This window comes from Streptomyces sp. L2 (genome assembly GCF_004124325.1).
GTDB lineage: Bacteria > Actinomycetota > Actinomycetes > Streptomycetales > Streptomycetaceae > Streptomyces.
In genome coordinates this window covers 701,373-718,373 of the sequence record NZ_QBDT01000001.1, presented here as the reverse complement: position 1 = coordinate 718,373, position 17,001 = coordinate 701,373, and the positions used below count along the sequence as shown (strand labels likewise).

Annotated in this window: 17 protein-coding genes and 2 pseudogenes; 12 read left to right on the top strand and 7 right to left on the bottom strand. The window is 69.3% G+C overall.

Annotated elements, in window-relative coordinates:
* Positions 1-61 precede the first annotated feature (61 nt).
* The 7 genes from DBP14_RS03210 (at position 62) to DBP14_RS03175 (ending at position 6,941) form a co-directional block, all read left to right on the top strand.
* Positions 62-328: a hypothetical protein gene (locus DBP14_RS03210; RefSeq protein ID WP_206739195.1), complete on the top strand. Its 267-nt coding sequence runs from the start codon at positions 62-64 to the stop codon at positions 326-328.
* 74 nt (positions 329-402) lie between these two features.
* Positions 403-1,626 carry an AAA family ATPase gene (locus DBP14_RS03205; RefSeq protein WP_164992243.1) on the top strand — a complete coding sequence of 408 codons (1,224 nt, stop codon included), beginning with the start codon at positions 403-405 and terminating at the stop codon, positions 1,624-1,626.
* Positions 1,627-1,841: 215 nt separating this feature from the next.
* Positions 1,842-2,102, top strand: a complete 261-nt coding sequence (locus DBP14_RS03200) for a hypothetical protein (RefSeq protein WP_129305527.1) — start codon at positions 1,842-1,844, stop codon at positions 2,100-2,102.
* Positions 2,103-2,295: 193 nt separating this feature from the next.
* On the top strand, positions 2,296-2,631 hold the full coding sequence (locus tag DBP14_RS03195; protein WP_129305526.1) for a hypothetical protein: 336 nt from the start codon (positions 2,296-2,298) through the stop codon (positions 2,629-2,631).
* 275 nt (positions 2,632-2,906) lie between these two features.
* On the top strand, positions 2,907-4,340 hold the full coding sequence (locus DBP14_RS03190; RefSeq protein ID WP_129305525.1) for a phage major capsid protein: 1,434 nt from the start codon (positions 2,907-2,909) through the stop codon (positions 4,338-4,340).
* Entirely contained in the window at positions 4,340-4,978 is a 639-nt protein-coding gene (locus DBP14_RS03185) for an HK97 family phage prohead protease (protein WP_129305524.1), read from the top strand. The genes DBP14_RS03190 and DBP14_RS03185 overlap by 1 nt, the downstream gene beginning before the upstream one ends.
* A gap of 1,213 nt (positions 4,979-6,191) precedes the next feature.
* Positions 6,192-6,941, top strand: coding sequence for an XRE family transcriptional regulator (locus DBP14_RS03175; RefSeq protein WP_347239633.1), 750 nt, complete (start codon positions 6,192-6,194; stop codon positions 6,939-6,941).
* A 521-nt stretch (positions 6,942-7,462) separates the two neighbouring features.
* Here the strand turns inward: DBP14_RS03175 and DBP14_RS03170 are convergent.
* On the bottom strand, positions 7,463-7,675 hold the full coding sequence (locus DBP14_RS03170; RefSeq protein ID WP_129305522.1) for a hypothetical protein: 213 nt from the start codon (positions 7,673-7,675) through the stop codon (positions 7,463-7,465).
* A 16-nt stretch (positions 7,676-7,691) separates the two neighbouring features.
* Here DBP14_RS03170 and DBP14_RS03165 point away from each other — a divergent pair, with 16 nt between their 5' ends.
* Positions 7,692-7,952 (top strand): HAD hydrolase family protein, encoded by a 261-nt coding sequence (locus DBP14_RS03165; RefSeq protein WP_277752748.1) that lies wholly within the window; start codon positions 7,692-7,694, stop codon positions 7,950-7,952.
* A gap of 6 nt (positions 7,953-7,958) precedes the next feature.
* On the opposite strand, the gene DBP14_RS03160 is transcribed toward DBP14_RS03165, so the two are convergent.
* From DBP14_RS03160 to DBP14_RS03140, 5 genes and pseudogenes are all read right to left on the bottom strand, one after another.
* Positions 7,959-8,765, bottom strand: coding sequence for an SAM-dependent methyltransferase (locus DBP14_RS03160; RefSeq protein ID WP_129305521.1), 807 nt, complete (start codon positions 8,763-8,765; stop codon positions 7,959-7,961).
* Between the two features lie 65 nt (positions 8,766-8,830).
* A pseudogene (locus DBP14_RS03155) lies at positions 8,831-9,548 on the bottom strand (endonuclease).
* Between the two features lie 5 nt (positions 9,549-9,553).
* The gene (locus DBP14_RS03150) at positions 9,554-9,886 is read right to left on the bottom strand and encodes a DUF3140 domain-containing protein (RefSeq protein WP_129305520.1); all 333 of its coding nucleotides are present in this window, start codon (positions 9,884-9,886) and stop codon (positions 9,554-9,556) included.
* Between the two features lie 65 nt (positions 9,887-9,951).
* Positions 9,952-10,479: pseudogene (locus DBP14_RS03145) on the bottom strand (DNA starvation/stationary phase protection protein).
* Positions 10,480-10,806: 327 nt separating this feature from the next.
* Complete coding sequence (locus DBP14_RS03140) at positions 10,807-11,616, bottom strand: alpha/beta hydrolase (protein ID WP_129305519.1); 810 nt, start codon at positions 11,614-11,616, stop codon at positions 10,807-10,809.
* Between the two features lie 154 nt (positions 11,617-11,770).
* Here DBP14_RS03140 and DBP14_RS03135 point away from each other — a divergent pair, with 154 nt between their 5' ends.
* From DBP14_RS03135 to DBP14_RS03120, 4 genes are all read left to right on the top strand, one after another.
* Positions 11,771-12,958 carry a thiolase family protein gene (locus tag DBP14_RS03135; protein WP_129305518.1) on the top strand — a complete coding sequence of 396 codons (1,188 nt, stop codon included), beginning with the start codon at positions 11,771-11,773 and terminating at the stop codon, positions 12,956-12,958.
* A gap of 57 nt (positions 12,959-13,015) precedes the next feature.
* Positions 13,016-14,527, top strand: coding sequence for a long-chain fatty acid--CoA ligase (locus DBP14_RS03130; RefSeq protein WP_129305517.1), 1,512 nt, complete (start codon positions 13,016-13,018; stop codon positions 14,525-14,527).
* A 79-nt stretch (positions 14,528-14,606) separates the two neighbouring features.
* Positions 14,607-15,380 (top strand): sulfite exporter TauE/SafE family protein, encoded by a 774-nt coding sequence (locus tag DBP14_RS03125; protein ID WP_129305516.1) that lies wholly within the window; start codon positions 14,607-14,609, stop codon positions 15,378-15,380.
* 47 nt (positions 15,381-15,427) lie between these two features.
* Positions 15,428-16,189 carry a cobalt-precorrin-6A reductase gene (locus DBP14_RS03120; protein ID WP_129305515.1) on the top strand — a complete coding sequence of 254 codons (762 nt, stop codon included), beginning with the start codon at positions 15,428-15,430 and terminating at the stop codon, positions 16,187-16,189.
* A 36-nt stretch (positions 16,190-16,225) separates the two neighbouring features.
* On the opposite strand, the gene cobF is transcribed toward DBP14_RS03120, so the two are convergent.
* Positions 16,226-16,999, bottom strand: a complete 774-nt coding sequence (cobF, locus tag DBP14_RS03115; protein ID WP_129305514.1) for a precorrin-6A synthase (deacetylating) — start codon at positions 16,997-16,999, stop codon at positions 16,226-16,228.
* Positions 17,000-17,001 lie beyond the last annotated feature (2 nt).

The window sequence follows — 17,001 nt, the reverse complement described above, 5'->3', positions numbered from 1 at the left end:
GCACAGCCTGAAAGATCCGCAAAACAATTGAACATCAACAGAACACGAATGGAGGCCCCTAGTGGCCCTCACCCCCGAGCAGAGGTCCCTCCGCGCGTCGATCGCCGCGAATGTCCAGTGGTCCAAGACAGCCGACCGCACTGCCCACACCGCCCCCGCCCGCGAAGCGTTTCTGAGCCGCTTCGAGCGGGAGGTTGACCCTGAGGGTGTCCTGCCCCCTCAGGAGCGCGCCAAGCGCGCCGAGAGCGCCCGCAAAGCTTACTTCCAGCGTCTCGCCTTCGCGTCCAGCGTCGCGCGCTCGAAGCGCCGTTCCACAGAGGCCGCCTAGACAGACGAATGCCCCCGACCTGCCACGTCGAGGGCATCGCTCTTACAACTGAACAGAGAGAGTTGCTACCTAACATGATAACACCGAACATCCTGCATTACCTGGCTGAACGAGGTGCAGATGACCCGGGCGCGGCCGATGAGATCCGCAGGGAGTTGTCTCCCGACGAGTGCGCCCAGTTCGACCAAGTCCTCAACGTGGTGCAGTACCTTCGCGTACAGGAGAGGGGCCCGGCGTTCGCAGTCCAGTCACTGGCTGACGTCGCCGTCGAGGTGGCTGCGGCAGGCGACCCGCAATGGCTGTTCCGGCCCGTCATCTCGGCTGGTGACTACGGGATGCTTTCCGCTGAGAAGAAGGCCGGCAAAACGTGGGCAGTCCTCGACGCGGCAGTCTCCTGCGCATCCGGCGGGGCATGGCTCGGTCACTACCCGACCGACACGAGCGGCCCCGTGATCATCTTCTATGGCGAGGGCGGCAAGCGGAAACTACTCCGCCGGATCCACGCCATCGGCGCGGCCAAAGGACTCAGCCGCGAGCAGGTGAACGCCCTCCCGATCTTCCCGGAGTTCTCGGCGCCCAAGCTGGGAAACCAGGGTGATCTGGAACTAATCCGGCAAGCCATCACGGAGCGGAAACCAGCACTCGTGATCGTCGACCCGCTGTACCTGTCCGCGAGCGGCGCCACAGGCAGCGACCTCATCTCCATGGGCGCACTCCTCAACGGCGTCCAGAAGATCACGCAGGCCGCCGGGACGACGCTACTCATCAGCCATCACTGGAATAAGACCGGTTCGGGCAAAGGCCACGACCGCAGTTCCGGAGCAGGCCCTAACGAATGGGGACGCTTCCTCATCTCCGTGGCCGCGGTCAGTAAGAGCACCGACCCCGTCACCAAGGAGACGACGGCCGCCCTCAAGTGGTCGTTCGCGGGAGATGAGGTCGCCGACGAGGATGTGACGTTCATCCGCCGCGTACGGGCCGACAACCCGGACGATCTCAGCTCCGCCATGCACTACTCGATCAGCGTGAGCGAGACGCCTTCCGGCTCCGGCCCTGATGACGGGCTGAGCCCCGCAGACCGGAAGATCCTCGACGCCTTGAGCGCTGACCGGGCCATGTCGGTAAAGGAGATCGGCGACGCGGTGAAGGAGAAGAACGGCCACGGGCTGACGCGCTCAACGATCTCTGAGGCCCTCAACAAAATGGCCAGAAGGGGTGTCGCGGACGCGGTTGGGGATACCGGACCCGGTCAGCAGAAGAGGTGGATCCTCCTCGCCGACAACGACGCAGGTCAGTAAGGGTGTCGCAGTGTCGCGACATGTCGGGAGAACACCTGTGAGGGGGTGTTGTCGGCGTCGGGAAACCTTTAGGTTCCCGACACCCGACACCCTCACCCGACAGCTTCACCGAAAGCGAAGATGAAAGCCCTTGGGTGGAGGGGGGCGCCGGACTGGTCGCGGCTCAGGGTCCGTCCCCGGCGACCTGCTCAACAACTGAACAAGGAGAAGAGATCATGAACGCAGAACAGCGCATCAAGATCCAAGCCGCTATCGACTCGGCATGGCTGAACCTCTCCGAAGATGACCGCTACCGGCTCCGCGTCGCAGGGGCCATGGCCGGCCAAAACTTCGTGATCTTCCGCCACGAAGGCGACACGATCAGCATGTCCTACGGCGGGGAAACCTTCGGCGCCATCGACAGGGAATGGCTATTCGCCGAAACACCAGACGGGAAGTATCAGCCCCAGGATGCGCCCGGCGAGGACTACCTCTAGTGGGCTCAGAAACTGACCCCCTCGCCGACCTGCTTCAAGTCGACGTCTGGTCGGAATACCGCCGGACCCAGAAAGCCCGAAGGAAAGCTCCCAGACCCCGGCACTGCCTGGTGTGCGAAGAGGTGGAGCTGTCCGGCACCCATGCCAGGGCGTGTCCCTGGCGGCCTACACAACTGAAGAGAGGCGGCACAAAGTGAACGACGACGCTATCGAGTACGGTGACGACGGAATGCCTAAGCTTGAGTACCTCAGCAAACTCGCACGGCTGAAGCTGCGGTACGTCCCCTGCGCCGCCATGGCCTATCTGCCTGAGGACGACTGGAAGGCTTCCCTGAGGGCGCGGGATGCGGCCGGTGAACTCGCTGTGCGTATGCGCAGGGAAGGCGCCGTCGTGTTCTTCCACGTCGATTATGAGGACATCGCTTCCGCCCCCTACGAGTGGATCATGGATGACGACGTGACCGAGTTCCCCGGGGCTCGGTGGATAAGCACTGAAGTGCCGAACCAAATCCCCGACGACTGGCAGTAAAAACCAGAAAAGGGCCGTCCTGATCATGGGGCGGCCCTTTATTTTATGGTAAGCTAGAAAATAGAACGCCGAGTTTCGACGCTTTCGGCTGAAAGCAGGGCCTAGGGGCCCCCTGAAAGCCGTCGGAACTGTGGATCGTCGAGTCAGGGCCAGTAGTCGCCCCCTTCGGTCTGAGGGCTCTAGTAACCCATGTCCGGAAGATCGCCGACGTTAACCCAGGTTACCAAGAACGATCTTCGGAATTCCCCTTAGCTTCGAAGGAACAACTGAATACCATGACACGACGTAAGAAGACCTACGAAGGTGACGGCGAAGAGCGCGACATCGCCAGTTTCACGTTGGCCGAATGCCGCGACGCACTGGAAGCCCTTCACGAGCGGTTTGAAGGCCGGGAACTCGACGCTGAGGCGCAGGAGGAGTGGGACGCGCTGACTGCCCGCGAGAAGGCCGGCCAGGCCGCCGTGGAGCGCATCAGGGCCCTTGCCGCCGGTGGCGGTGGCAACGTGGAGCGCGGGACTGACGGCCTCACCGCCACCCGGACGACGGCCCCGACGATGCGGGACAACGCCATGCGGACGCTGGAGCGGATGACGTCCGGCGGGATCCTTCCCTCCCAGGCCGCCGAGAAGGTCGAGGGGCTCGTCAGCAAGGGTTCACCGGCCGCGCAGTCCTGGGCTGCCCGCTGGGCTATCGCGACCGGTAATCCGGCCTACGAGCGGGCATTCGCGGCGCTGGCCGGAGATCCGGAACGCGGCCACTTGGACTGGAGCCAGGAGGAACATGAAGCTTTCCGCCAGGTCCGCGCCGTGGCCAGCGAGCAGCGGGCGATGGCCGAGAACACCGGGTCGTCAGGCGGTTACCTTCTGCCACTTTCGTTGGACCCCACGGTGATCTTGACTTCAGACGGTAGTACCAACCCGCTGCGCCGCATCGCACGTGTCGTCCAAACGGTCAGCAGTGAGTGGAGGGGCGTCACAAGCGCTGGCACTACGGCCGAGTGGCTGGGTGAGGGAGTAGAGGCCGCCGATGCGTCTCCGGCGCTCGCGTCGCCCGCTGTGCCGGTGTACAAGGCGTCAGCCTTCACCCCGTACTCGTTTGAGGTCGGCGGGGACGCTCTCGGCTTCATCCAGTCGCTTCAAATGATTTTGGTGGATGCGGCAGACCGGTTGATGGCAACCGCATACACCACCGGCTCCGGCGTCGCTCAGCCGACCGGCCTCGTCACGGCCCTCGTCTCCGATGGCTCTAGCGTCATCCAAGGTGGCGGCACTGAGGCCCTGTCCTCGGCGGACCCGTTCACGCTCCAGGCGGCACTGCCGCCGCGCTTCCAGGCAAGATCACAGTGGGCCGCGAACCTGAGCGTGATCAACGGCCTAAGGCAGATGGAGACCACGAACGGGGCTCTGAAGTTCCCGGAGTTGGCCCAGTCACCACAGCGACTCCTCAACCGACCCATGAACGAGATCAGCGACATGGACGGCTCGCTGAGCGCAAGCGTCACCGAGAGCAACTATCAGTTGGTCGTCGGCGACTTTCAGCAGTTCGTGATCGCCGATCGCGTCGGGGCGCAACTGGAGTTCATCCCGAACTTGATGGGATCGCATGGGCGTCCGACTGGTGAGCGGGGAGCGCTGCTCTGGCTGCGTACCGGCTCCAATGTGATGACGACGAACGCCTTCCGCCTGCTCGACGTCCCCACGACTGCGTGATGACTGCGGCCTTCAGGCCCGGGGGTGTGGAACTCCGCACCTCCGGGGACATCACTAACCCGTCCGGTGATGGGCGGACTCTCGTCGGGTATGCCGCGAGGTTCCATGAGCCCACCATTATCCGCGAGATGGGTGTCAGCTTCCGGGAGCAGATCATGCCCGGAGCGTTTACGGACAGCCTCAGCCGACGCACGCCCCTCGTCCAGTACGCCCACGGTACCGATCCTCGCGTGGGCACGCTCCCGATCGCGGCCATGCAAGTCGCGCGGGAAGACGCGGTGGGCCTGTGGACGGAAGCCCGGCTCTTCGAGAGCGACGCCGCCCAGGCCGTTCGTGAGGCCGTGGCAGCAGGCGCCATCGGTGGGCAGAGCTTTCGGTTCCGTGTGATCTCTGAGACGTGGCAAGACGCGAACGGTCGCACACTGGACACCGACACGGCTATGCGTGCTCTGCACCGTGGCGACGAGTTGACTCGCAGTCTTCAGCGAGTCGACCTCTTCGAGTGTGGTCCCGTTCTGCAACCTGCGTACACCACTACCACCGTAGGTGTGCGCTCTGCCGAGCAGCGGCAGGTCATGGGCCCCGGTGCCCGCGCTAGCTACCTCCGAACCCTCACGCTGCGCGCAGCCCTCTCGTGACGCGTGAGAAGTCAGGCGCCGTGATCCTCGCCTGACCGACAGCCTGTGTGGTTACGTCCATCGTGATCACACAGGCTTTGTCGTTGCTACATACAATGACACATTCGCGGTTTATCGCCGTTCGCGCATCGACGTTATCGCAAGCAATGTCGATGAAATGGATTGCCTCTGCTCGACATATTCAAAGCGTTTCGCTGAAGTCGTGACGTGAATTGCATTGAATATGTCGATAAAGCCTTTCGTGTCGACCGCAGTGCGAGCTGAATTCACGACGCCCGAAGCAGTTTGGAATTCAGGAAAGGTGGAGCCGATGAAAAGGAATTACCTCGACGCGGAATGGAATTAGGTAATGGGGTAGGGGGGCTGTTGTCGGCCTTGCAAGGCGGCCCTCTGCGACCCCACGCCCTAGGGACCTATTTTCTCCCCGCACCCAGGATTCCACGGATGATCATGGGTCGAAGGCGCAAAGATGCAGGTCAGAGGCGGTATCGACCCCCAGGGACCCAAGGTCAGAGCGCCGCCACGCCTTGGTATCCCCTGAAGCGAGCCCGATGGCCGTCACTCGCCCGCCGAGCCCCCCGATATCGGCCTTTATCGCCGACCGGACTCCCTTTATCGACGCCGCGACGGCCGTTTATCGGGCGCCCCTGGCCGTGAATTCAGGCGGCAATTCCCCCGTTATTGGCCGCCTATTCTGCGCGCACCACGAACGTCGACCATCGGGCTGTTCGCTCGAATTGGGTGTGCCCGGAAAGCCCCGTGTGTTTCATGCAGTCGATATCGACGTCAGCGGCTCTGCCTTCCGGCGCCGTCCAGCTGCATCCTTGGCATTTCGCGTTATGGACGGGCGGAATATCGGGGTGCCCGCAGATCTTGTGCCGGACGTAGCGGATCACGAGTGCCCACCCCCACGATGATCACGGATCTCTGACGCGTGCCTGGCCGCCTGATCAATGTTCCCGGCGTCCCGGGCCGCTTCGAGCTGCTTCCAGTTGGCCGCGCACACCCGGCAGCCCGCTGCCGGGGTGCAGTCGAGTAGCCACTCCTCATGGACTGCATGCGACAGGAAGACGGGGTTGGCGGGCGTGGTCTGTCTCTTGGCTCCCATGGGTTTGATCCTGGCTCCCCCGGACAGTCGTATGTGCCTGCGTCACAAGGACAGTTGATCCCTCTGGGCGGTACCTTGGAAAACGCCCAAACGTCCGTAGGAGGGGTGTTGAACGTCGGCTTACGAACGGCTATGGAGGCGGCCGGCGTGCCGCCCAGACGCCTCGCGGCACACATCGGTGTGACCGGCAAGACCGTGGAACGGTGGCTGGCGGACGAAGACCTAGTGCCGCACGCTCGGAACCGTCACGACGCCGCAGAGGCGTTGGGAGTCAACGAAGAGATGCTCTGGCCCAAGGCCGTGAAGGAACGAATCAAGACCGGCGGTGACGTGGAGATCGCCCGGACCTACCCCTACCGGTCCGCCTGCCCCGGCTCCGTGTGGTCGGGCCTGACCGAGGGTGCCGCGCGGGAGATCTTCCTAGCCGGGTACACCAACTACTTTTTCTTCACGTCGATCCCGGCGTTCACCCAGACCCTTGCCCGAAAGATCCAGGATGGCGTGTCTGTGCGCTTCCTGCTCGGCGACCCTGAGGGGGAGGTGACCAGGCAGCGGGAAGTCATCGAGGACACCGCCCTGAGCGTCTCCACGCGCATCCGCATCACGCTTGAGCACCTAGCCCGTTTGGACGGGGTGGAAGTCCGCTACAGCGCGCCTGAGGACGCTGTGAACCATGTCAGCCTGTCTGTGTTCCGCTTCGATGATGACGCCCTGGTGACACCGCACCTTGCACGGCTGGTCGGACACGACTCGCCCCTTCTGCACCTGCGGCGGCACGGCGACGGCGGCATGTTTGACCGGTTCCGCGACCACGCAGAGGAATTGTGGGGCAGGGGTAGGACATGGAGCCCCTGACAGCATGCAAAGAGCCCCCTGGGAATGCCCCGCACGGAGGGTCCCAGAGGGGTGGGGATCTAGATCAGAGGATTGGCGTCTTCTACTTCGACCCTGAACTGATCGACTAGGTGCGGTGGGGCCAGGCTGGCAAGGCTCGCTCGAACGTGCGCCTCAACGTCCCCCGCAAGGCAGACCCCCAGTGTGACGGGCACCTCCCTATGCTGGCTGCCCCGGAAGTTGTACCAGACAAACCCCCTGTTGGTCGGCCTGTCGGGCTCATATGTGTCAGAGAGCGACTGTAAGACCCGGTAAGCAGCTGCCCAGTCCGCATCGCTCTCTGCGGTCAGTCTCACGTCTGTGTATTCGTTCATAGAGGGGACCGTAACGCTACGAGCCCCTGCCCGCCTGTCGGCGTTGTTACCGGTCGGGTTGCCTGCGGGAACATCCGCCCAGCGGCTTCTGGGTCCCAGATAGTGGCCTTCCGGTACGCCCCCGCTCCTCAAGGACGTGACCACGCCGACGGGTCAGGGCAAGGGGGGCTAACGTGCGTCCATCTGCCGCCATACCCGGCGGAGGAGGCGGTCGTACTGTCGGCGTTCCCGGCGGTCGGTCGACTGGGACCGGAAGGCTCCGACGACGCCCGCGACGGCCTCAAGTTCTTCGGCGTCGACCGCGACACGGGCGGAGCGGCGGAGTGCGGTGATCAGATCGTTCGGGAGGGTCCGGCGGTGAGTGGCCTTGGTCACAGTCATGACATGAGCCTCCGCTCTGGGTAGTCAGAGATATTGCAGGCTCTGCGTTTCCCCAGGTACCTGCAAAGATCCTGGTGAGCGCAGCGCTCATGCACTCATAGTCGGCGACTACCTCAACGACCTGGAGATGCTCGACGCGGCGGACTGGTCGTTCGCCATGGCCAACGCCCACCCGGAGGTGGTCCGGCGGGCCCGGCACCTCGCGCCGTCCAACAACGACAACGGGGTGCTGCGGACCGTCGCCCGGGTCCTCGATATACCGCATATACCGCTGTAGCTACGGTCACCGGGCCGTCTTGACGCCGACCGCGCCGTACAGGGAGATCGGTCCGTCGCCCTCGGGGGCCTCCTCGGGCCGCCAGTCCGCGACGGACACGATCCCCGGCTCCAGCAGGTCGAGGCCGGTGAAGAAGGCGCCCACCTCGTCCTGCGAGCGGGCCACCAGCGTCACCCCGCCCTGCGCGTACGCGGTGATGCCCCGCCGTACGTTCTCCGGTTCGAAGTCGGCCGTCATCATCGACAGCACCAGGCAGCTGCCCGGCGCCAGGGCGTCGACCAGGGTGCGCACCACGTCGTGGGCGCCGTCCTCGTCGGCGAGGAAGTGCAGCAGGGCGATCAGCGACAGGGCGACGGGCCGGTCCAGGTCCAGGATCGCGCCGGCCTGGTCGAGGATGGAGCGAGGGTCGCGGGCGTCGGCCTGCACGTACTCGGTCACGCCCTCGGGGGTGCCGCGCAGCAGCGCGCCCGCGTGGGCCAGCACGATGGGGTCGTTGTCGACGTAGACCACGCGGGCGTCCGGGGCGACGGACTGGGCGATCTGGTGCAGGTTCGGCTCGGTCGGGATGCCGGTGCCGATGTCCAGGAACTGCCGGATTCCGGCCTCCTCGGCCAGCGCGCGGGTGGCCCGGCGCATGAACGCCCGGTTGGCGCGGGCGGCACGCGGCGCACCGCCGTCTATCTCCGTGATGCGGCGGGCGAGTTGCTCGTCGACGGGGTAGTTGTCCTTGCCGCCGAGGTACCAGTCGTAGACCCGGGCCGGGTGCGGCCGGGTGGTGTCGATGCCCTGGGCGGCCTGCTCGGTCCCCGTCACGTGCTGCTCCTCCGCTCGACCGGCCCCGGATGGTCACCTGGGGGCGTGCGAGCAGTCTGACACGATCATGCGGCCCGGCGCAGGCAGTCCTCGGCGACCTGCTTGTCCAGGGCGGCCCGCACCAACGCGGCGGCCAGCACGGCGGGTTCGGTGTCCCCGGCCGGCCGGGTCAGCCGGCCGGGGTCCTTCGGCAGCCCGAGCCGGCCGGCGCCGGCCAGCGCCTTGTCGTCGAGGTAGGGGCCGACCTCGGGCCACACCCGCTGTGCCTCGCGCAGGAAGATGTCGGCGCCGGCCGGCCCGACGCCCGGCGCTTCCTGGAGCAGGCGCCGGAGTTCGCCGGTGTCGCCGTCCGCCTCCTCGTGCAGCAGGCGCAGGTCGCCGCCCCACCGGTCCGTCAGCAGCTCTGCGCCGTCGCCGAGCGCAGCGGAGCGAATGCGGAGTCGGAGCGACTGGGGGTACCCCCGTGCCCGAAGGGCTACGGGGGAGGGTGGCCGTCCGCTCGTCGTAGCGCCGGTAGCCGCCCCGGCCGAGCGCGTCCACCCGCCGCTGCCAGTCCGCGTCGGCCATCCGGCGCGGACTGTCGAGGTGGTCCTCGTGCAGTTCCCGGGCGGCGGCCAGCGCGACGGAGGCCCGGATGCGGGCGCTGAGCAGCAGGGCCAGCACCAGCAGCCGGTACAGCGGCTGCGGGGTGTCCTTCAGCCGGATCCCCGCCTCCTCGGCGTACGTCTGCCCGTACTCCGACACCAGCGCGTCGACGACCCGTTTCTGCTCGTCGCGGTTCACGGCGGCTACGGCTTCAGCGGGTCGTGGCCCAGCGTCATCAGCCGGTGCCGGCGGCGGGTGCTCTCGGGCTCTGGCTCGTCCGCCACGTCCACCAGGTCGCCGACCGTGTCGACGACCCGGTACATCACCCGTACGTCGTCGTCGGTGAGGTCGGTGCGCCGCTTCTGCAGGATGGCCAGCACGTGCTGCCCGGTGGCGGTGCCCGCCTCGTCCGGAAGGGGCTCGGTCTCCTCGCCCGCGTCCCGGACCCGGAGCCAGGCCGCCAGCTCCTGCGACGTCATGTTCACCGTGCGGTGGAAGTCCTCCCACAGCGCTTCGAGTTCGAGGGAGTCGGCCATGGGTTTCCCCTTTCCTGCGGCGCGTTCGCTGTGCCGCGGTTCCTGTGCCGCGTCCGGCCGGCGGCTCAGGCGGTGTCCTCGGGCCGGTGGTTCTCGGCCTGGAACATCCAGCGCTTCCTTCTCCAGGTCGGCGGTGATCGTGATCAGCAGGTCCTGGGTGACCGGGTCGGCCTTCTCGGTCGCGTCGATGCTCCCCCAGGCTCTCAACTTCGTTCGAGCTGGGGGGACCCCCAGCGCAGCCGCGCGATGGCCGTCCCCAGCCCCGACACCAGCAGTTCCACGACCTAGGTGTCGCGCAGCCAGCCGTCCTTGGTGCCGGGCAGCGCGAAGGTCGCGGCGATCGTCTCCGGCCGGCCGTCCGGCGGCACTCCCAGCGCGGCGGCGCGTTCGGCGACCGTGTCGGAGTGGGTGCGGGCGGTCGCGACGACCTCGTCCAGCTGGAGGTGGATCGAGCGGAACCGGGGCCCGACGATGTTCCAGTGCGCCTGCTTGCCGATCAGCGACAGTCCCGGCAGGTCCACCAGGGTCTCCTGCAGGGCGGTTCCGGTGACCCCGAGCGCCTCCTCGGGCAGCGTGCTCCTCACCACGGCCATGGCGCGGATCATCCCTTCCGTCGTCGTACTGCGTCGTCCGGACGCCGTGGCGCGCGCCTCGGCGCAGGACGTCCTGGAGGGCGGGTGCCCGGCCGGAAGGCAGCAAAACGCCCCTGATCAGCGGAGGAGAGCCGGGGGAGGGGCCGGGCCACGGGACCGGGCGGCGGCGGGCCGCGGCGGTGCCCCGCGGGGACAGCCGGTCAGCGCGCCGGGAACCCGCCCGGGCAGCGGATCGGCGCGGCGGCGGCCCGTCCAGACAGCCGGAAGGCGCGGCAGCGTGCCGTCCGCGAAGCCGGTGACTACGGCACCGCCCGTCCAGGCGCCCCGTCAGCGCGGCAGCACCCCGTCCAGGAAGCCCGTCAGTTCCGCGAAGACGTCCGCCCTGTTCGTCTCGTTGAAGATCTCGTGCCGGGCCCCGGGGAAGACGCGTTCGGTCAGCCGGTCCGTGGCGAGGCGTTCCACGCCGGTCCGGCTTCCCGGCAGCGGTACCAGCCGGTCGTCGTCGCCGTGCAGCCACAGCACCGGCAGCGGGCCGACGTCGCCGCCCTTCTCTACGCTCTCCAGGGTCCGTACGAACGCCCGCAGCGTCGGCCGCTTCATCGGCCCGTGCCAGACCAGCGGATCGGCGGCGTACGTGGGGCCCACGGCGGGGTCGCGGGAGAGCGCGGCGGGACTGATCGGGGTGTCCGGGATCTCGGGCAGGGCGAGCAGTCGGCCGGGCAGTTCCCAGTCGCCGATGACCGGCCCGGACAGCACGAGCGCGCTCAGCCCGGCGCCGTACCGCTGGGCGTGGCGGGCCGCGATCAGCCCGCCCATGGAGTGCCCGACGACGACCAGCGGCAGGCCGGGGTGCGCGGCGCGGGCCAGGCCGGCGACCGCGTGCACGTCGGTGACCACGTCCTCGAAGTCCTCGATCACCACCCGCTCGCCGTCCGACCTGCCGTGACCGATGTGGTCCGGCCCGTACACGGCCGCCCCGTGGCCGCCCAGGACCGCCGCGAGCTCGGCGTACCGTCCGGCGTGCTCGCCGTAGCCGTGCACGACGAGCGCCAGGTAGCGGGGGGCCGGGTGCGGCCACTCGCGGACCGCGAGGGTGCCGCGGGTCCCGGTCAGGGTGTGCTCGCGCGTGTCGGCCATGTCTGCTCCAGCGGCTCGGCGAAGGTTCTGTGGGATCTTCCCAGGGAGCCGGTCGGCGGTCTATAGTCCAAAACTAGCAGTGCTAATTAAGGCTCTGCGGAACAACCATTCGGTCCGCGCTGATCCACAGCGTCGTCGGTCAGGAGTCCAAGCCGTGCGTCCCGTCCACTTCGCGGCCGCCCGCCGCACCCCCATCGGCAAGCTCCGCGGAGCCCTGTCCTCCGTGCGGCCCGACGACCTGGCGGCCCACGTGATCCGCCGTCTGGTGGCCGAGGTGCCTTCCCTCGATCCCGCCCGGATCGACGACGTCTACTGGGGCGCCGCCAACCAGGCCGGCGAGGACAACCGCAACGTCGCCCGCATGGCCGCGCTGCTCGCCGGCCTTCCCGAGACCGTGCCCGGCGCCACCGTCAACCGGCTGTGCGCCTCCGGCCTCGAAGCGGTCACCGCCGCCGCCCGCACCATCGCCGCCGGCGAGGCCGATGTCGTCGTCGCCGGGGGCTCCGAGTCGATGAGCCGCGCCCCCTTCGTGCTGCCCCGCCCCGACGAGGCACTGCCGCACCGCATCGAGACCTACGACACCCGGCTCGGCTGGCGGCTGGTCAACCCGGCGATGAAGGACCTGCACGGGCTGCTGTCCATGGGCGAGACCGCCGAGGAGGTCGCCGCCCGCCACGGCGTCTCCCGCGAACGGCAGGACGCGTTCGCGCTCCGCAGCCACCAGCGGGCCGCCCTCGCCCGGAAGAACGGCCACTTCGACGACGAGATCCTGCCCGTCGAACGGCCCGACGGCGTCGTCGTCGCGCAGGACGAGTGCGTCCGTGAGGACACCTCGCTGGAGAAGCTGGGCCGCCTCAAGCCGGTCTTCCGCGCGGGCGGCACGGTCACCGCGGGCAACGCCTCCCCGATGAACGACGGCGCCGCCGGCCTGCTGCTGGTCAGCGAGGAGGCCCTGAACGAGCTGGGCCTGGAGTCCCTCGGCCGGTACGTCGCCGGCGCCTCCGCGGGCGTCCACCCCGACGTGATGGGCCTCGGCCCGGTGCCCGCCACCCGCAAGGCGCTCGCCCGGGTCGGCTGGGACATCGGCGACGTCCAGGAGGCCGAGTTCAACGAGGCGTTCGCCGCCCAGGCCCTCGCCTGCGTCGACCAGCTCGGCATCGACCCGGACCTGGTCAACCCCAGCGGCGGCGCGATCGCCCTCGGCCACCCGCTCGGCTGCTCCGGCGCCCGCATCCTGACGACCCTGCTGCACCGGATGCGGCGCACCGGCGCCGGGCGAGGCCTTGCGACGATGTGCGTGGGAGTCGGACAGGGCAGCGCGGTGCTGGTCGAACGGCACTAGCACCCTGCTCCCGGCGCCCCACGCGGGACCAGACACACGAGGAACGGAGCACCACACATGGCAAGCCTGTCCGTCGCCGCCGTACTCGCCGAGAACGCCCGGCGCCGCCCCGGGAAGACCGCCCTGGTCGAAGGGGACCTGCGGCTGACGTTCGCCGAGGTGTGGGAGCGGGCCCGGGCGCGGGCCGGCGCGCTCGCCGGACTCGGGGTCCGGCCGGGGGACAGGGTCGCCCTGATGGCGCCCAACACCGCCGAGTTCCCGGTGGCGTACTACGCCGCCGCGGCGGCCGGCGCGGTCGTCGTCCCCGTGCACCTGCTGCTCTCCGCGCCCGAGGTCGAGCACGTCCTCAAGGACAGCGGGGCGGCCCTGCTGCTCGTCCACCCGGCGCAGGCCGAGACCGGGCGGGCCGCCGCGGACGCCCTGGGCGTGCGCACCGTCGTCCTCGGCGAGGAGTTCGACGCTCTCGCCGCGGATGCCGAGCCGCTGCCCTCCTACGTCACCCGCGCCGCCGACGACCCGGCCGTGATCTTCTACACCAGCGGCACGACCGGCGTCCCCAAGGGCGCCGTCCTCAGCCACTTCAACCTGGTGATGAACGCGACCGTCAACGCCTTCGACGCCAACGACATCCGCCCCGACGACGTCGCGCTCGGCGCCCTGCCCCTGTTCCACGCCTTCGGCCAGACCGTCTCGCTCAACTCCACCTGGCGGGCGGGCGCCACGCTCGTCCTGCTGCCCCGCTTCGACGCGGCCCGCGCCATCGACCTCATGGTGAAGGAGGGCGTGAACACCTTCCAGGGCGTGCCGACGATGTTCGTCGCCCTCGCCGCTGCGGCGGCCGACGCGGACGCCCTGCCCGTACTGCGCGTGTGCATCTCCGGCGGCGCCTCGCTGCCGGTGGCCGTACTGGAGCGGTTCGAGGCCGCGTTCGGCGCGCGGATCTACGAGGGCTACGGACTGTCGGAGACCTCGCCGACGGCGACCGTCAACCAGCCCGTGTTCGGCACCCGGGCCGGCACCATCGGCCACCCGCTGTGGGGCGTCGACGTCGAGATCGCCCGCGCCGAGGTGGAGGGCCGCGTGGAACTCCTGCCGCCCGGTGAACTCGGCGAGGTCGTCATCCGCGGCCACAACGTCTTCTCCGGCTACCTCGGCCGCCCCGAGGCCACCGCCGAGGCCCTGGTCGACGGCTGGTTCCGCACCGGCGACCTCGGCACCAAGGACGACGAGGGCTTCCTGCGGATCGTCGACCGCAAGAAGGACGTCATCATCCGCGGCGGCTACAACGTCTACCCGCGCGAGGTCGAGGAGGTCCTGATGCGCCACCCCGGCGTCGCGCAGGTGGCCGTCATCGGCCTGCCCGACGAACTGCACGGCGAGGAGGTGTGCGCCGTCGTCGTGCCCGCCGCGGACGGCCGCCTCGACGCCGCCGCGCTCACCGAGTGGTCCAAGGACCACCTGGGCCGGCACAAGTACCCGCGCCGCGTGGAGTTCGCGGACGCGCTGCCGCTCGGCCCGAGCATGAAGGTCCTCAAGCGGGAACTGCGCACCCAGTACGGCGACCGGTAGGGACGGCAGGGGCGGCAGGGACCGCCAGGCGAGACGCTCCTGACGCCACCGGATACGTGCGCATAGCATCGGTCTCCGCATGGACACGATGACGCTCTGGCACATATCCGGCTGGGAGTTCGCCGCCCTCGCCGCCGCGGCCCTGCTGGTCGGCTTCTCCAAGACCGCCGTCAGCGGGGCCAACACGGTCAGCCTCGCGGTCTTCGCGGCGATCCTGCCCGCCCGCGCCTCCACCGGCGTCCTGCTGCCCATCCTGATCGCGGGCGACGTGCTCGCCGTGCTCACCTACCGGCGGCACGCCCACTGGCCCACCCTGTGGCGGCTGTTCCCCGCCGTGGCGGCCGGCGTGGTGTTCGGCACGCTGTTCCTCGTGTGGGCGGACGACGGCGTGGTCCGCGCCTCCATCGGCGCGATCCTGCTGCTCATGGCCGGCCTCACCGTCCGGCGGCGGCGCCGCGCCGAGACCGGGGACGAGCCCGCGGCCGTCACCTCCCGGGCGGGGCGGCTCAAGGCCCGCTCCTACGGCGTCCTCGGCGGGTTCACCACCATGGTCGCCAACGCCGGCGGCCCGGTGATGGCGCTGTACCTGCTCTCCGCCGGCTTCCGCAAACTCGGCTTCCTCGGCACTTCGGCGTTCTTCTTCCTCATCGTGAACGTCTCCAAGGTGCCCTTCAGCGCCGGGCTCGGCCTGATCGACGGTCACTCGCTGCTGCTCGACGCTGCCCTCGTGGTCTTCGTCGTCCCCGGCGCACTGCTCGGCAAGTGGGCGGTGCACCGGATCAACCAGCGGCTCTTCGAACAACTGGTGATCGCGGCCACCGTGGTGGGCGGCGTGCAGCTGCTGATCCGCTGACCCGCCCCAGGCCGGGCCGCGTGCCGTCCACCCGTACGCTGCCTGCCATGGCCCCGCACGTCCTCGTCCTCGGCGGCACCACCGAGGCCCGCCGGCTCGCCGCCGCCCTCACCGCGCTCCCGGGAGTCCGCGTCACCACCTCCCTGGCCGGCCGGGTGGCACGGCCGGGCGCCGTCCCCGGGGACGTCCGCGTCGGCGGGTTCGGCGGAGCCGCCGGCCTCGCCGCCTGGCTGCGCGAGCACGCCGTGGACGCCCTCGTCGACGCCACCCACCCCTTCGCCGAGGCGATCACCGCCAACGCGGCACGCGCGGCGGCCGGCACCGGCGTGCCCGCCGTCGCCCTGCGCCGCCCCGGCTGGCGGCCCGGACCGGGCGACGCCTGGCACACGGTCCCGTCCCTGGACGCCGCCGCCGAGGCGCTGCCCCGCCTCGGCCGCCGGGTGTTCCTCACCACCGGGCGCCTCGGCCTCGCCGCCTTCGCCGGCCTGACGGACCTGCACTTCGTCGTCCGCTCCGTCGACCCGCCCGGGCCGCCGCTGCCGCCGGACACCGAAGTCGTCCTGGCCCGCGGCCCGTTCACCCTCGCCGACGAGCGGGCACTGCTGCGCGCCCACCGCGTCGACGTGCTGGTCACCAAGGACAGCGGCGGCGAGGCGACGGCGGCCAAACTGACGGCCGCGCGGGAACTCGGGCTCCCCGTCGTCGTCGTACGCCGCCCGCCGCTCCCGTCCGGCCTGACGGCGCTGCCCGACGTGGCGGCCGTACTGGACCGGCTCGGTCTCGGTGGCGCGGGACACCCGGCGCCCTGACCCGGCACTCTGACCGGCACCGGGCCTCCTCGACCCTCAGGACTCGGCGGGGTTCCTGCGCAGCAGATAGGTGTCCATGATCCAGCCCTTGCGCTCCCGCGCCTCGGCCCGCAGCCGCTCGATGCGCGGGCCGGCCTCCGCGAGCGGGCCGGAGACCAGGATCTCGTCCGGGGTGCCTATGTACGCCCCCCAGTAGATGTCGATGTCGTCCCCGGCGTACTCCCGGAAGGCCTGGTGCGCGTCCAGCATCACCACCACGTCGTCCACTCCTTCCGGGAAACCCTCGGCCAGCCGCCGCCCGGTGGTGATCTGCACCGGCCGGGCGACCCGGTTCAGGCCCGTGCGGTGCCGGGCGACCAGCGAGGAGACGCTGCTGATGCCGGGCACCACGTCGTACTCGAACGCCACCGAGCCGCGCTCCAGCACCTCCTGGAGGATCCCGAGCGTGCTGTCGTACAGCGAGGGGTCGCCCCACACCAGGAACGCGCCCGTGCCGTCCTCGGGCAGCTCCTCGGTGATCATCCGCTCGTAGATCCCGGCGCGGGCGCTGCGCCAGTCCTCCACGGCCGGCGAGTACGACGCGCCGCCCGCCGCGCGGTCGCGCTCCGGGTCACGGGCCGCCACCACCCGGTACGACCCCTCCGGCAGGTGTGCGTCGAGCATGTCCCGGCGCAGCCGGGTCAGGTCGCTCTTCACCTCGCCCTTGTCGAGGAGGAAGAACACGTCCGTGCCGCGGAGCGCCTTGACCGCCTGGAGGGTCAGCTGGTCGGGGTCGCCCGCGCCGATACCGATGACATGAATCTTTCGCACGT